The organism is Pacificispira sp. HM-600, from assembly GCF_977993705.1.
The window spans coordinates 2,962,829-2,977,805 of record NZ_OZ388079.1 but is presented as its reverse complement, the minus strand read 5'-3'; the positions used below and the strand labels follow the sequence as shown (position 1 = coordinate 2,977,805).

Annotated in this window: 12 protein-coding genes; 5 read left to right on the top strand and 7 right to left on the bottom strand. The window is 68.2% G+C overall.

Annotation, left to right across the window (positions count from 1 at the left end; genetic code table 11):
* Positions 1-5: 5 nt before the first annotated feature.
* Entirely contained in the window at positions 6-1,532 is a 1,527-nt protein-coding gene (locus tag ACXZ1E_RS14245; RefSeq protein WP_458041113.1) for a stealth family protein, read from the top strand.
* Here the strand turns inward: ACXZ1E_RS14245 and ACXZ1E_RS14240 are convergent.
* Both ACXZ1E_RS14240 and ACXZ1E_RS14235 read right to left on the bottom strand, forming a co-directional pair.
* Positions 1,489-2,478 carry a phosphodiesterase gene (locus tag ACXZ1E_RS14240; RefSeq protein WP_458041112.1) on the bottom strand — a complete coding sequence of 330 codons (990 nt, stop codon included), beginning with the start codon at positions 2,476-2,478 and terminating at the stop codon, positions 1,489-1,491. The genes ACXZ1E_RS14245 and ACXZ1E_RS14240 overlap by 44 nt on opposite strands.
* Positions 2,479-2,581: 103 nt before the next feature.
* Positions 2,582-3,280, bottom strand: a complete 699-nt coding sequence (locus ACXZ1E_RS14235; RefSeq protein WP_458041111.1) for a YqjF family protein — start codon at positions 3,278-3,280, stop codon at positions 2,582-2,584.
* A gap of 181 nt (positions 3,281-3,461) precedes the next feature.
* Between ACXZ1E_RS14235 and ACXZ1E_RS14230 the strand changes: the two genes are divergently transcribed.
* Genes ACXZ1E_RS14230 through ACXZ1E_RS14215 form a run of 4 tightly spaced genes read left to right on the top strand, consistent with a single transcriptional unit; the run spans position 3,462 to position 9,050 of the window.
* The gene (locus ACXZ1E_RS14230) at positions 3,462-4,103 is read left to right on the top strand and encodes a PadR family transcriptional regulator (RefSeq protein ID WP_458041110.1); all 642 of its coding nucleotides are present in this window, start codon (positions 3,462-3,464) and stop codon (positions 4,101-4,103) included.
* Complete coding sequence (locus tag ACXZ1E_RS14225; protein ID WP_458351973.1) at positions 4,100-4,900, top strand: ABC transporter ATP-binding protein; 801 nt, start codon at positions 4,100-4,102, stop codon at positions 4,898-4,900. Before ACXZ1E_RS14230 ends, ACXZ1E_RS14225 begins: the two co-directional genes overlap by 4 nt.
* Positions 4,897-7,698: an FtsX-like permease family protein gene (locus tag ACXZ1E_RS14220; RefSeq protein WP_458041109.1), complete on the top strand. Its 2,802-nt coding sequence runs from the start codon at positions 4,897-4,899 to the stop codon at positions 7,696-7,698. The genes ACXZ1E_RS14225 and ACXZ1E_RS14220 overlap by 4 nt, the downstream gene beginning before the upstream one ends.
* Before the next feature lie 41 nt (positions 7,699-7,739).
* Positions 7,740-9,050 carry a hypothetical protein gene (locus tag ACXZ1E_RS14215; protein ID WP_458041108.1) on the top strand — a complete coding sequence of 437 codons (1,311 nt, stop codon included), beginning with the start codon at positions 7,740-7,742 and terminating at the stop codon, positions 9,048-9,050.
* A 133-nt stretch (positions 9,051-9,183) separates the two neighbouring features.
* Here ACXZ1E_RS14215 and hpf read toward each other — a convergent pair whose 3' ends face one another.
* The 5 genes from hpf to mtrA all read right to left on the bottom strand — a co-directional run bounded on the left by hpf (position 9,184) and on the right by mtrA (position 14,961).
* A complete protein-coding gene (gene hpf, locus ACXZ1E_RS14210) occupies positions 9,184-9,849 on the bottom strand; it encodes a ribosome hibernation-promoting factor, HPF/YfiA family (RefSeq protein WP_458041107.1) in 666 nt (221 codons plus the stop codon).
* 72 nt (positions 9,850-9,921) lie between these two features.
* Entirely contained in the window at positions 9,922-10,674 is a 753-nt protein-coding gene (locus ACXZ1E_RS14205) for a ComF family protein (protein WP_458041106.1), read from the bottom strand.
* Between the two features lie 87 nt (positions 10,675-10,761).
* Positions 10,762-12,429, bottom strand: coding sequence for an LpqB family beta-propeller domain-containing protein (locus ACXZ1E_RS14200; RefSeq protein ID WP_458041105.1), 1,668 nt, complete (start codon positions 12,427-12,429; stop codon positions 10,762-10,764).
* Positions 12,426-14,273: an MtrAB system histidine kinase MtrB gene (gene mtrB / locus ACXZ1E_RS14195; RefSeq protein ID WP_458351972.1), complete on the bottom strand. Its 1,848-nt coding sequence runs from the start codon at positions 14,271-14,273 to the stop codon at positions 12,426-12,428. The genes ACXZ1E_RS14200 and mtrB overlap by 4 nt, the downstream gene beginning before the upstream one ends.
* Before the next feature lie 7 nt (positions 14,274-14,280).
* The gene (mtrA, locus tag ACXZ1E_RS14190; protein ID WP_458041104.1) at positions 14,281-14,961 is read right to left on the bottom strand and encodes an MtrAB system response regulator MtrA; all 681 of its coding nucleotides are present in this window, start codon (positions 14,959-14,961) and stop codon (positions 14,281-14,283) included.
* Between the last annotated feature and the right edge of the window lie 16 nt (positions 14,962-14,977).

Below are 14,977 nucleotides of genomic sequence, written 5' to 3'. Positions count from 1 at the left end.
TGCTCATGGGCGGTTTTCCTCACCTGGTGGCGGAGGTCACGCCGCAACAGGCTGAGACCGACGATCTGCTCCGGCTCGCCGCGCTCCTCGAGGCCGCAGATGCTGAACCGATCCTCCTGCGCCGTGCCAGCGGACGGCCAGCCCTGGCCGTCGACGCCCGAGCACGTAAGCGGGCGATCGCGGCACTCCGGGCCGACGCCGCATCCGAGCCCTGGATCGTCGGCCGGGCGGGTCGCGCTCGCGTCTTCGGTGCGGGTTCGAACAACCCGTTCGGTCGGGACGAGAGCGCGACCGTCTACCGCCCCCGGGTGAGCCCGAGCGGCACCCTGCGCCTCGGCGCCAGCCACGGCATCCGTCTGGAGTTCTGGCGTTGGGAGGCAGACGTCGTCACGGCACCTCACGCGAACGCCCTGACGCGCCGCGTGATCGCCGCGGACGACCTGACATTCACGAGCATGAACCTGCATGGACGGCAGTGGCGGACGCTCGACGGCATGTTCTCCCCCGGTCCCTCCGAGTTCACCCACGACGTCGACATCGTCTTTTCATGGGTCGACGGATCCTCGAGCGACTTCCAGCGCGAGCGCGCACGACGGATGAGTCGCTATGTCGTCGGGGATGGCGATGAGCACTCGGCTCGCTTCCGTCATGTCGACGAGATTCGCTACGCGCTGCGTTCCGTGAACCAGTACGCCCCGTGGATCCGGCGCATCTTCATCGCGACCGATAGCCCGGCGCCGTGGTGGCTCACCGAGCATCCGAAGGTGACGATCGTCCGCAGTGAGGAGTTCTTCGCCGACCCGGCTTCGCTCCCCACCCACAACTCGCACGCGGTCGAAGCGCAGCTGCACCGCATCGAGGGTCTCGCCGAGCACTTCGTCTACGCCAACGACGATATGTTCTTCGGCCGTGCCGTGCGCCCCGAGCTGTTCTTCACCGCCGCCGGGATCTCACGCTTCGTCGAATCCCAGGTGCGCATCGGGATCGGCTCGACCGATCCCGAACGCAGCGGCCACGATAATGCCGCCCGCATCAACCGCGCCCTGCTCGAAGAGCGTTTCGGTCGAGTCATCGCGCGGGACCTCGAGCACTGCGCGGCGCCTCTCCGCCGCAGCGTCATGTACGAACTGGAAGAAGCCTTTCCCGACGACTTCGCGCGGACCGCCGCCGCGACGTTCCGATCGGCGAGCGACATCTCGGTCACGAACTCGCTGTACCACTACTACGCGCTCATGACCGGCCGAGCGGTGACGACCCGGGAACCCCGTACGCGCTACATCCAGACGACGCTCCAGCCCGGCATCCGTCAAATGGAACGGCTGCTCGCGCGGCGCGATGTCGACATGTTCTGTCTGAACGATGGAAGCCGACCCGAGGTGCCCGAGGCTCTGCGGGAGCGTGTCTTGCGGGACACTCTCGAGGGATACTTCCCGGTCCGAGCTCCGTGGGAGGTCACCGTGTCTGAGAACAGCGCGGTGGGAGAAACTCTCAGCGAACGATCCACAGAGGCGCCGTCGGCGGTTGGTTCGTAACGACTCGACCGGAGTCGTCCCGACGTTCGGCGCGGAGTGCACGCGTCGCGGAGTCCGGGATGACGATGCCTGCCGCGGCGATCCGTCGGGCGCTCTCAGCGGGATCGACGTAGCCGAGGGCGACGGTGTCTCCGACCGAGACGACCGAGTGCACGACGGTTTCGTCGAAGACATGCACCAAGTTGTAGGCCTGAGCGGCATCCTGAGGGCGCGTGCCGCCGACCATCACCCCGAGATCCTGTGTGTAGCAGGTCGCTGACGCGACCGAGACGGGGATGCCGGCGAACGTGGCGGCCGTGGAGTAGTGCAGGTGCCCGGCGAGGATCGTGCGAACGTCACTCCCGCGCAGGACGGACGCGAGTCGTGACTGGTCGCGCAGCTCGACCGTGACGGCCAGGTCGAGCACGCTCGGTACGGGCGGGTGATGCATGGCGAGGATCGTGCCGTGTGCGGCCGGGATCGCGAGTTCTACCTCGAGCCACTCGAGCTGGGCGTCGGTGATCTCGCCGTGGTGGTGCCCGGGCACCGACGTGTCCAGACTGATGACGCGAAGCCCATCGATGTCGTAGGCGGAGTCGACCGGGGCCGAGGCATCCGGAGCGTTGTCGGCGAGCAGGCCCACTCGGAACGACGCGCGGTCGTCATGGTTGCCCATCACCCAGATCACCGGCGCACCCAGGCGCTGGGCCCAGGGATCGACCAGTGCGCGCAACGTCTCGTACGCCTCGGGCTCACCGTGGTCGGCGAGATCCCCCGTGAAGATGATCGCGTCCGGTCTCGTACCGGATTCGGCGATCTGCGCGAGCGCCCGACCCAGGCGGGCGGAGGCGTCGATGGAACCGTACAGGGGGTCATCCCCGGCCCTCAGATGCGTATCACTGAGGTGCAGCAGTTGATGACTCGGACGGGAGTATTCGGCGATGCGCACGCCGTTTGCGGTGATCACCCTCGAAATGTTACCGGGATGTTTCAAATAGCTGGGTGCGAAACGGTGAACGATGGCTGTTTGTGACGTGGATTCCGGATGAACCGGATGCCGCCACGGCTGTTTAGAAACGGGGAACGATCCCACCGCGTGCGAAGCTCGCCGTCACTCCGGGGCTGAACAGCACCGACTCCGGCGGACGATTGCTCACACCGGGCAGGCCCGCCGCCGTGCACAGTTCGTCGTACAGCCCGGTGACGCGCGCGGGATGCAGAATCCAGGCCTCGTGCGTGTTCGGCAACCACCGGGTTCGACCGAATCGGCTTTGGTAGAGCCCCCATCGGGCGGTCAGAAATCGTGAAAGCTCGTCATCGACGGTGCTGGCACTGTCCACCTCGACCGCAAGCCTGAACCGGGCGCCCGAGGCGGACGGAACGGCGACACGGCGTGACGCATACTCCCAGCCGTCTACGCGTGGCCGGTGGGCCGTGCGCGCCCACACGTACGGCAGAGAGAACAACGCCCGCGCCGCGAGCACCGCGGGCAGGCTCGACGCTTCGAGCGAGCGGAAGACCACCCCGCGGCGGCCATCGCGGTCGACGCCGTACAGGCGAACATTGACCTCGGTGAAAGAGCCCCAACGGTGCAAGGGCGGAAAAGGACCGATACGCGCGTCGCCGAGCTCGAACGCGATCAATCCGACCCAGGACGAACCACCCTCGACATCCGGAGCGATTCCGGGCGGCAGGAGCGGGGCGACGACCGCGGGATCGACCCGCCAGTGGACGAAGGCGACGTTCCGCCATTGCTGCGCGGCGACCATCGCGCCGGGAAGCGGCGGCGCGGTGTGCGAGAACTCGATGGCGACCCCCTTCTGCTGTCACGACGTCTGCCGAGAGTATCCCGCCGGGCCGAATGACGGCCTGGATTGCGTCATAAAGAGATTCTCGATATACATATACTCAGCGCATACATACTGAGAATGTTTTTTATCCGGAGGTCTTATGTCGGTCCGTCAGAGCTTGCTTGCGATCCTCGATCAGGGACCGTGCTACGGATACCAGCTGCGCTCGGAGTTCGACCGCCGCACGGGATCGAGCTGGCCGGTCAACGTCGGGCAGATCTACACGACTCTCGACCGGCTCGAGCGTGACGGGCTCGTAGCCAAGGGCGACACCGACGAACAAGGGCACGTCTATTACGAGATCACGGATGCCGGACGCGCCGAGGCGCGAGACTGGCTCGCCTCCCCCGTGGCCCGGGCAAGCGGAACCCGCGACGAACTGCCGCTCAAGCTCGCCCTCGCGGCGACGCTGCCGGGCGTGGATATCGCCGCGATCGTGCAGACACAGCGACGCGCATCCCTCGCGGCACTCCAGGACCTGCGGCACGCACAGCGCCAGAGCGAACGATCCGAGGCGCCCGATGGCGAAGAGCTGGCATGGCAACTCGTCGCCGATGCGCTGCTCTTCCAGGCAGAAGCTGAAGTTCGCTGGCTCGACCACGTCGAGGGGCGCCTCGCGCGTCACCGTCCGATGGAGATCGCGCTCGCGCTGAGTGCCGAGCGACCCCGGCGCGGACGCCCGCCGCGGGCGAACGCTGCCACGGGTGGATCCGCCGCCTCGACCACGAAGACCGCACCGTGAAGCGCAGCGACTACCGACGCTCTGCTCCGAGCGTCGCGATGCCCGGTGACGCGGCGCGGAGCGGGGTGTCCGACGGAGACGGAGACGTCGTGCGACTGGTCGGCATCTCTCAGCACTACGGCCACGGCGAAGCCGCGGTAAGCGCTCTCTCGGGCATCGACTTGACCGTGCGCTCCGGCGAACTCGTCGCCGTGATGGGACCCTCCGGATCCGGTAAATCCACCCTGCTGACCATCGCCGGCGGACTTGCGACCCCCACCTCCGGCGAGGTCGTGATCGAGGGTACCTACCTGTCCACGCTCGGCGAGAAGGGCATCGCGGCGCTCCGGCGACGCGCGTTGGGCTTCGTCTTCCAGGACTTCAATCTGGTGCCGACGTTGACGGCGCTGGAGAACGTCATCCTGCCTCTGGAACTCGACGGCATCCCTCGCCGCCCCGCACACCGCGCCGGGCACACCGCGCTCGAAAGCGTCGGGCTGGGCGATCGCATCGGCGCGTACCCCGACGATCTCTCGGGTGGCCAACAGCAGCGTGTGGCGATCGCCCGCGCGATCGTGGGGGCCCGCCGCCTGATCCTCGCCGACGAACCGACGGGCGCGCTCGACTCCGAGACGGGCGAGATGGTGATGCGGGTCATCCGAGAGCGCGTGGATGCCGGGGCCGCGGCGATTCTCGTGACCCACGAGCCGCGCCACGCGTCGTGGGCCGACCGCATCGTGTTCCTGCGCGACGGCCGCGTGGTCGATGAGGCCGCGCGCGCGCGTCCCGAAGACCTGCTGTTCGGGGCGCGCCCATGACGCTGCGAGCGGCGCGAGCACGGTGGCGAGTCGGGGCCCGGCTGGCACGCCGTCAGACACGACGATCGTTGGGCTCGAGCATCCTGATCGCGTCCCTCATCGCGCTCCCGGTCGCGGGACTCGTCGGCGCCGCGGCGGTGTTCACGAGCACCATTCCGACAGGTGAGCAGCTCCTGGATTCTCGCTTGGGGCAGAACGAGGCACGGCTCACGATCGCGTACGGGCCCGATCCTTCCCTCCGCCAATCGCCGACCCAGCCGGATTGGTGGGAGATAGACCAGGACGAGATGGGCGGGGAACCAACATATCCCGCCAAGGATCCGATCACCGACCCGGCATCCTTCCTTCCCTCCGGAACGACCGTGATACGCATCGACCAAGCAACCGTCGCCGCGCGGACGTCCGCCGGTGTCGCGCCCATATCTGCGATCGTCGGACCGGTCGGCGATGCCGCCTTTGCCGGACGCTATGACGTCGTCGCCGGCCGCGCCGCAACGGGCCCGACCGAAGCGATGGCGACCGCAGGCGCGCTCGACCGACTCGGGATCGAACTCGGCGATGAGCTTCACCTCGTCGAGCCCACCCGGACGCTACGCGTCACGGGCTTGCTCGACGTCGTCGACCAAGCCGACCGCGTCACGACCCTCGCACTCCCCGCCGAGGCGGTCGAACCCGACGAGATGCAGGGCACCACAGCCTGGTATCTGCCCGATCTCGCCCTGACATGGCCGCAGATCCAGCGGCTGAACCCCGAGGGGATCGTCGCGCTGTCTCGAACGGTCGCGCTCGACCCACCCATCACCGGCACTAACCTCGACCAACCCCTCGTGAACATCTGGAGCACGCTCGGCGCGATGCTCATCATCGGCGGCATCGCAGCCGCGTTCCTGGGGTACCAAGTCGTCCTGCTCGCGGGCGCCGCATTCGCGGTCGGGGCGCGCAGACAGCAGCGCGCGCTCGCGACCATCGCGAGCGTCGGAGCGACCCCGCGCGACCTGCGGCGGATCGTCGTGCTGCAGGGACTCGTACTCGGAACCATCGGTGCCCTGGTGGGAAGGGGACTGGGGATCGCGGGAGCAGCGATCACGCTACGTGTGCTCGACGATGGTAATCGGACGACCTTCTGGTCGTTCGTCGTCAACCCGTGGATCACCGCGGCGATCGTCGTGTTCGCGATCGTCATGGGCATCGGGTCGGCCCTCTTGCCCGCGCGCGCCGCCGGCAAGACCGACGTGTTGCGGGCTCTGCGCGGGGCGCGGCGCCCGCAGGTGCCCCGCGCATCCCGTCCGATCTGGGGAAGCATTCTGCTGCTGGCGGGAATCGGCATCACCGTCGCGTGTGTACCGGCGATCCTCGCCGTCCAGGCGACACCCACCCTGCCGTACGACAGCGCGTTGCGCTGGCTACCGCAGATCGGGCTCGTCGTCGGACCTGTCTTCGCCCAGATCGGCATCATCACGGCGGGTCATTGGATCCTCGCGTGGCTCTCACGGCCGTTGTCGAAGCTCGGACTCGCCGCGCGAATCGCATCTCGCGACGCGGCGGCAAACGCCTCACGGTCGGTGCCCGCGTTGGCGTCCATTGCCGCGGCAGTGTTGCTGGCCGTTTTCGCCGTTGCCATGGTCGGCACCAACGTCGGCGCACAGGCACGCCAGTACGTCTACTTGGCGCCGGAAGGAAGCCTCGCCGTCCAGGTCTTCGGAGAAGACACGGATGAGGCGACCAGAACCGTCGAGCGGAGCGTGAATGATGCTGTCGGCGCGACCGATCCGACGGCCACGGGCACCGTGTGGGCGAGCTCCGAATACTGGACACTGGCCGAGTCAGGGCGCGGGGACTCCACCGTCCCCGTCGCTGTTCGCCGCACCTCGGAGTTGTGTCCCTTCGACGCAGATTCTCCGGATCGCATCGTCGTCGACTCGGTAAGTTGCAGTCCCGCAAACGGAAACCCTTCGCTCACACTGTTCGCCACCGATGTGGAAGACCTGCCGGCGCTGCTCGGCTTCACACCGTCAGCCAGCGCGCTCAAGGTATTCGCGTCGGGCGGCGCGATCGTGACAGACAGCGCCTACGACCACGGAGGCGAGGTGCGGATCGGCACGTGGACCGCGCAGGAACTGTCCGACGGCAAGAATCCTCCGTTCCTGGAAGGCGACAAGCTCACGGCCGGTGCCGTCACGAGCGTCCACGCTGTTGTCCAGGAGACCACACAGCGGTACCTATACCCGGTTCTCGTGTCTCATGAGACAGCCGCGGAACTTCGCATGACCGAACGACTGTCGATGCTCGTCGCCAACTACGACTCTGCGGCGAGTGTCGCGGAAGCGGAGGCCATCAACGCGCGTGCGATCGGACTCGACAACACAGGCTTTTCGGCCAGCCCGGTTAACGGTCCCGCGTCACCGTGGCTCGCGATCTGGTTGATCCTCGCCGCGACGGGCGTGCTGATGCTCGGCGCGAGTGCTGTGGCCCTCGGACTTGCACGCATCGACGGGCGCGCCGATGACGCGACACTCGCCGCTGTGGGTGCACCGCGTGGCCTGAGGCGACGAATATCGTTCTGGCAAGGTCTCGTCATCGCGGGAGTGGGGGCAGCGAGCGGAACACTCGCCGGGCTGCTTCCCGCCGGAGCAATCACGGCGCTGTCGGGCTCGGCCCTCTATTCGCTACGCCCCGAGGACATCCCCTGGTGGCCGATCGCCGGGATTGCACTCGGTCTCCCCCTGATCGTGGCGCTGGTCAACGGTGCGACGTCGCGGCGCGCCCCTGTTCTCGCACGGCGCACTCCGATCGCCTGAACCACGGAAGACGCACACCGAACCCGGCCTAGGATCGAAACATGGCCGGATTCTGGGGCAAGCGCAAGCGTGAAGAGCAGTCCGCGATCGATGCGCAGGATGCCGAGCTGGCACGTCGCGCCGGGCGCGCACTCGTCGAGGCCGATGAGCGCATCCGGGTCACGGCAGATGAGCTGGACTTCGCCAGCGCCGAACTCGGCGAAGGCTCGACGAAAGACCTGCGCGCCGCGCTCGAAGCCGTGCGCACGCACCTTGCGGAGGCGTTTCACCTCAACCAGCTGAACCACGACGAGATCCCGGACACCCCGCAGGAACTCCGCGAGCGAAACGCCCGCATCGCCCAGCTGTGCGAGTGGGCGGAAAATCTGCTCGACGAGAAGACGCAGACGCTGGCAGAGAAAATCGCCAAAGTTCGCCGAGCGCCGCAGATCCTCGCTCAAGTCCGCTCCGACGCGGAGCGCCTGCGCGAGCGACTACCCCAAGCGCGGACGACGGTCGCGCGACTCGCGGACCGGTACGCGCCCTCCGCACTTCAGCAGATCGACCGCGCTCCCGACGAAGCCGAGCAGCTACTCTCGTTCGCTCTGCACAGCGCGGACATCTCGGAGCGACGGCGCGAAGCATCCCGCCGCGAGGAGTCCATGCTCGCGCTCGAGACGGCGACCGAGGCCGTCCGTCGCGCCGGCACGCTCCTCGACGGCATCGACGACTTCGAGATCGAGGCGCTGCGCGCCGAATCGACACTCGCTGACGTCATCGCCGATTCGCGAGGTGATGTGATCGCGGCGCGCGATGCTCCCGCGACACCCCAGGTGACAGCGGCACTCACCGCCCTGCAGTCCGCCCTCTCGGCGCTTCCCGCGGCCAGCGAGAAAGCCGATCCGTTTACGCAGCTCTCGCACCTGCGCGAGGCGAACACGGCGCTGGATGTCGCGGTTGACAAGGCACGCGAGCGCGCGGCGAAACCCCTGCCGACCCCGGCGCAGATCCGGCATGCCACGGATGACGCCGACCGTCAGATCGCCGTCGCGCGCAACGTGATCGCCGGACACCGCGGATGGATCGGCGCCGATGCGCGGACCCGGCTGGCCGAAGCCGAGCGCTCACGGGCCGACATGGCCGCGCTTCCCGGCGACGACGACTCGCTCGAGGAAGCCTTCCAGCTCGCGCGGCGCGCGGCCCAGCTCGCGAGCGAGGCCCTCCAGCTCGCCCAGCGCGACATCGACTCGTCGCGCCCCCCGCAGGACGGCGGCTGGGGCGGCGGCGGGCATCGGGGCGGTGGCGACAGCGGCATGGGCGGCATGCTCGGCGGCCTCGTCATCGGCAGCCTGCTCGGCGGTATGTTCGACTGAGGCCGGCCCCAGGACCCAGACGCCTCGCCTCGCGGGGCACCTCGCTGTCGCCAACGAACGGACGCGACACGCCACGTGCCCCGAAGGATGACAGCGTGTCGCGTCCGTTCGATGAGTGACGCGGGCCCGGATGCTACGAGGCGAGCGCCTCCGCCGGCGGCGCCGACTGCGTGCCGAGCGAGATCACGCCGTAATCCCAGCCCTTGCGGCGATAGACGACGCTCGGCTTGTCGGTGCGGGCATCGATGAACAGGAAGAAGTCGTGCCCGACGAGCTCCATGCGATCGACGGCCTCTTCCACCGCCATCCATTCGGCGTCGAAGCTCTTCACACGAATGACGACGGGTGTGTAGTCGGGCTCATCCTCGTTTCCCGTGATGAGCGGGATCTCGCCGGTCGCGACGGCGTGGATCATGTCGGCGGACGCCGGCTGCACATCGATACCGGTGATCTCACCGCTGCCCTTCTCGAAGTGCGCACCGTGCGGGTGCTTCCGCGCGTCGACGCGCTTGCCCTTCGCTCGACGCAGCTGCTCGCACATCTTGTCGACCGCGAGGTCGAGGGCGGCGAACTTGTCCGCATCCGTGGCCTCGGCACGGACAATCGGCCCCTTGCCGATCAGGGTCAGCTCGACCGTGTCGTCTTCCATGCGTCCACTCTTGTAGGAGCGGTGCGTGACCTTCACCTCGAGCCGCTGCGCTCGAGGGACGAGGTGTTCGATGCGGGTCGCTTTCTCCTCGACCACTGATCGGAAGCGATCCGTGACGCTGACTCCCACGCCGACGATGCCTGTTTCCATCTCTGACCTCCTTGCTCGGGACGATCCGCCCGTACAAGAGCGGATCGTGCGCTCGCCTTGGTCCCTCCCACGCTAGCCCTGTGAGCCGGGGGTGTCACCTGCGAGTTTCGGATGCATCAACCCTGTCTCGCGGAGGCCTTGTCCTCGGAGCGGCGTCGCCGCGATCGTGGCGGCGCCCACGACGACGGCGCCCGCTGCGCGGAGGGCCCGGGACGCCTCGATGAGGGTCGCGCCCGTCGTCACGACGTCATCGACGATCACGACGCCGAGCCCGTCCGCTTGTAATCCGCCGGTACCGTGTGCGTACATCCCTCCGCGCAGGTTCTCGAGACGCTCGATCCGGCCGAGCCCGCGCTGGTCAGCCGCCGTACGCTGCAGGCTGAGCAGCCGATGCGGTCTGACTCCGGCGCGACGAGTCACAAGATCGACGACACGGAATCCGCGGGCGCGCAGACTCTTCGCGCTGGACGGGATCGGCACCGCGACGAGCGAGGCGGGCGCCGCACCCGTCGAGCGTGCAAGTTCCCGCAGCGCCGACGCCAGCGCAGGTGCGAGGTGCCGCGCGAGACGCGGTCGGGCATCGCGTTTCACCGCCCGCAGGACGGATGCTGCCGGGCCCGCGAACGGCAGGCCTGCCCAGACCTCGAGAGCGTCACCGGGAATCGCAATGCGCACAGGGTTCGGTGCCAACGCCCGCAGGCACGCGGCGCAGAGGAGAGCGCCCGGCTCGAGGCATCCGGCGCAGAGTTCCGGAAGCACGATCGCTGCGGCGTCGGCGGTCGCGCGCCGGGCCAGCCGCCACGCCTCCGCAACGGTTGACCCCATTGGTCCAGCCTCGGTGCGGCAGCGGTGGACCCACGGCGGGACGGCGGGATCCACGCAGAAGCTGGATCGCAGAGAAGCTGGGGAGGATCAGTTCGCGCCGAGTTGCGATGCCAGCACCAGCACGTCTTCCGCCGCGCGCTGCCATGTGGTGCCACGACGCACGTACAGGGCGCCCTCCGCGGTGAGTAGTCGTGCGGACGAGGCGGTCGGGCCTGCCGCGAGCGACACGGCCGAACCCGTCGGACCGTCACCCGAGGTGCTCACCCCACCGACCACCTGCTCTGTCACGATCATGCCGTCGGTTCCCTCCCAGATGATCCCGAGGGTCCGGTCGTCGAGCCAGGCGATGTCGACTCCGACCCCGTCCGGATGCAGGAGGCGTTCGGGCGTGCCCAGCGCGACCGGCACCCCATCCCCATTCCGCTCGACGCCCGCCACTGACACCCAGTCGCGGCCACCTTCGGTCACGATGGCGGCGATCCGCGTCCCGTCGCGCGAAACCTGCATCGCGGCGATCTCGGTCGCGCCCGGCCACGCGTTCGCGATCGGGGCGGGCTCACTCTCGGCGTTCGATACGGTCAGGGCGGCGGGCTGCGACTCGGGAACGGTCCAGATCCTGTCGTCCGGATCGATCGCCGGATCGATCAGGCCCCGTCGGTCATCAGCAATCGTGGGCTCGTTCGCTTCCACCCGCACGACGCCTCCCGCGGCGAGCAGGACCGCCGCCACCCGGCCACCGCGCCCCACCGCGATCGAGTCGGCGTCGATTTCCGAGATACGCCGGCTCAGACCGGGCAGGGTCGTCAGCGCGTCCTCGCCGAGGAATCCGAAGTCCTCGGCCGTCTGGACGAGCGGACGCGCGTCCACTGCCGTACTGAGCGTCTGCGCCGGCTGGACCGCGAGCTCGGTGCCGTCCACGAGCAGTTCGACACCCGCCACCCCGGTGCCCTGCAGGCTCGCCTGCAACTGGCGCAGCAAACGGCCGAGCGTGACCGGGTCTGCTTCGAGCGCCGCGGCCCCCAGCTCGACCTGGGCGATACCCTGCACGATAGGCACAGAATCGCGCAGATCGACACCCTCTACGACGGCCGAAACGACGGCCCTCGAGAGCCACGGACTCGGCGTGCCACCGATGATCGCCTGCGTGATGCGTGTCGCGACGTTCTGCCGCGTCGGGAACCAGCGCATGTCCGGCACCAGGAACTGCCACCGGGGATCGAAGAACATCACGCCGTACGCGTCGAACACCACTCGGAAGTCCTGCTCGTTGAGGACGACCCCGTCGGGTGCCGCGCTGATGCGCCACTCACCGTCCTGCTGCTGCTCGAGCTCGTAGTCGAGGGTCGACGTACCCGCCTCGGAGGCGTGGAACGCCCCGGTCTCGTCCACGTCACCCGTCTGGCTGACGGTCATCTGCACCGTGTCGGCGTCGACCACCGTGATGGTGCGGGAACCGGGGCGGTCGATCGTGACACCCGTCTCGGGCCGCCACTCGGCACTGAAGTCGGGGGCGAGGAAGAGTTGCGCGATCTCCCAGTTGCCCGCGGGACTCGTCGCCGCCGCCACAAAGCCTTCGACGATCTGCTCGGGGGTCGCCCCAGGCTGCGGTCGGTTGGGGAGGAACGAGAAATCGGGGACATCCGGAGCTTCGCCGAGCGCGAGTCCGGGATTGACGGACCCCGCCGTCGGCAGACCCGCGCACCCCGCCAGAACCAGCATCAATGCCGCCAATACGGCGACGATCCGCGTCCTCATGACGCTCCCCCTGACCGCGCCGAGTCAGCCGATACGTCGGCCGCGATCTCCGCGGACAACGCGGCCGCGTCACCGAGCACTCCGATCGGCTGCGTCAGACCCAGGGCATCGAGCGCATCCGTCTCGGCGTCGGGCTCGGTGCGCAGGGGCGGTGCCTCGATCGTCCCGCCGGGCTGCCGCGGCAAGGTCAGCACGAAATTCGAGCCACCACCGGGCTCGCTCCAGACCGCGAGCGTGCCGCCGTGCAGGCGCGCGTCCCCGAGGGCGATCGAGAGCCCGAGGCCCGTGCCGCCGATCGAGCGCTTGCGCGACGGATCCGCCCGCCAGAAGCGATCGAACACCCGCTCGGCATCCGCCGGCTTCATGCCCATCCCGAAGTCGCGAACGCCGATCGCGACGGCGGTGGAATTGCTGTCGACGGTGACCACGATCGGCCGCCCCTCGCCGTGCTCGATCGCGTTGCCGAGCAGATTGCGAACGACGCGACGCACGCGACGGGCATCCATGTCGACCGGGGAATATCCCCCGGGTGCGACGAGCCGAACATCCGAGCCGTGTTGCTCCGCCAACTGCGCCATCTCGGCGATGATGTCCTCGGCGAGGTGAGCCAAGCTCGTCGCCTCCCACTCGAGTTGAACCGATCCCGCGTCGTATCGGCTGATCTCGAGCAGGTCACCGAGCATCGTCTCGAACCGCTGCACCTGCGCGTGCAGCAACTCGGCCGCGCGAGACGCCGCGGGATCGAAGGTCTCACGACGATCGTTGAGGATGTCCGCGGCCAGTCGGATCGTCGTCAACGGCGTACGCAGCTCGTGCGAGACATCCGAGACGAACCTCTGTTGCACGAGTGAGAGGTCCGCGAGCTCGAGGATCTGGGACTGAATGCTGTCGGCCATCGCGTTGAACGACCGGCCCAGCGTTGCCAGTTCGTCCTCGCCGCGCACGGGCAGACGCACCTGCAGCTCACCCGCAGCCAGTCGCTCACTCGTCTCGGCGGCCTCGGCGATCGGCGTGGCGACCGCGCGCAGCACGAACCACGAGATCCCGCCGATCAGCAGAATCAGCGTGATCCCGACGATCCACAGTGTGCTCTGGACGAACCCGAGGGTCTGAGAAGCTGCCGAGAGGTCGTACGCGAGATACAGCTCGTACGCGCCGACCTCGGGCACGAGCAGCTGCTGACCGACGACGATTCCCGGGACCGTCCGTCCCGACGCATCCTCGAGCGATACCGACTGCCACCACTGCGTTGTGGGCTGCGCCTGCACGCGCTCGCGGAGGCCCTCCGAAACGATCTCTTCGTCGAAACCGCCCGCGGTGAAATCCTGCGGCGCGATGGATGACGGAGCCGAGTCGACTCGGAAGACCGCGATCCGGTCGCTCGAGGACTGGCGCGCGATGTCGTCACCCACATTGCGCATGAGGTTCTGCAGGCGCACGCGGTCACTCTGGACCTCGCCCGAGTCCAGGGTCGTCTGAGCGGTCACGGTCGCACGACGGGAGTCGTCGAGCACTTCATTGCGTCGTGACTGGAACAGGTCGTTCTGAATCGCCAACGCCATCCAGACGCACGCGATGAGGATCGCCAGCGCCGTCAGCGCAATCGTGATGAGCACCGTGCGAAAGCGGAGCGAGCGTCGCCAGAGGCGGGAGGTCCCCTCGACCCACGTCGACGGATGCCGCCACGCAAACGACACGAACGTCCGCGTGGCCTGCGGCACGGTGCCCGTCGCTGCCGTGTTCGTCGCTGAGTTGTTCGTCGCTGCCGTGTTCGTCGCCGTCTTGTTCGTCCCCGCCGCGTTCCTCGCTGCGGTCGCGTTGGACGCGGTCGATGACGGCGTCACGGGATCCTCAGACGACAGCGCCGGCGCGGTAGCCCACGCCGCGCACCGTGGTGACGATCTTGGGGTTGTCGGCGTCGAGCTCGACCTTGGCACGCAGTCTCTGCACGTGGACATTCACCAGACGGGTGTCGGCCTTGTAGTGGTAGCCCCAGACCTGCTCGAGCAGCATCTCGCGCGAGAAGACCTGATGCGGCTTGGCCGACAGCGCGACGAGCAGCTCGAACTCGAGCGGGGTGAGAGCTATGATCTCGTCCGCACGGCGCACCTCGTGGGCGGCGACATCGATCGTCAGATCGCCGATGCGCAGCGGCGCCCCCGTGTTCTCGGGTGTCGGGCGCAGACGCGTACGGATGCGCGCGACAAGTTCTTTGGGGTTGAACGGCTTGACGATGTAGTCGTCGGCGCCCGATTCGAGACCCTTCACGACGTCAGCGGTGTCGGTGCGAGCCGTGAGCATGATGATCGGCACACCGGATTCGGCACGAACGAGCGCGCACACCTCGATCCCGTCCATCCCGGGCAGCATCAGATCGAGCAGGACGAGGTCGGGATTCTCGGTGCGGAACGCCTCCAGCGCCTCGGAACCGTCGGAGCAGAACACGGGGTCGAAGCCCTCTGTGCGCAGGACGATCCCGATCATCTCGGCGAGGGCGGTGTCATCGTCGACGACCAGGATGCGTGAACTCATGGAACGGGGTTTCGTC

Excerpts from the sequence above, each read along its gene's own strand:
- ACXZ1E_RS14220 (WP_458041109.1), top strand. The coding sequence starts at position 4,897 with ATGACGCTGCGAGCGGCGCGAGCACGGTGGCGAGTCGGGGCCCGGCTG.
- ACXZ1E_RS14200 (WP_458041105.1), bottom strand. The coding sequence starts at position 12,429 with ATGAGGACGCGGATCGTCGCCGTATTGGCGGCATTGATGCTGGTTCTG.
- hpf (WP_458041107.1), bottom strand. The coding sequence starts at position 9,849 with ATGGAAACAGGCATCGTCGGCGTGGGAGTCAGCGTCACGGATCGCTTC.
- ACXZ1E_RS14235 (WP_458041111.1), bottom strand. The coding sequence starts at position 3,280 with ATGGTCGCCGCGCAGCAATGGCGGAACGTCGCCTTCGTCCACTGGCGG.
- ACXZ1E_RS14215 (WP_458041108.1), top strand. The coding sequence starts at position 7,740 with ATGGCCGGATTCTGGGGCAAGCGCAAGCGTGAAGAGCAGTCCGCGATC.
- ACXZ1E_RS14230 (WP_458041110.1), top strand. The coding sequence starts at position 3,462 with ATGTCGGTCCGTCAGAGCTTGCTTGCGATCCTCGATCAGGGACCGTGC.
- ACXZ1E_RS14205 (WP_458041106.1), bottom strand. The coding sequence starts at position 10,674 with ATGGGGTCAACCGTTGCGGAGGCGTGGCGGCTGGCCCGGCGCGCGACC.
- mtrA (WP_458041104.1), bottom strand. The coding sequence starts at position 14,961 with ATGAGTTCACGCATCCTGGTCGTCGACGATGACACCGCCCTCGCCGAG.
- ACXZ1E_RS14245 (WP_458041113.1), top strand. The coding sequence starts at position 6 with ATGGGCGGTTTTCCTCACCTGGTGGCGGAGGTCACGCCGCAACAGGCT.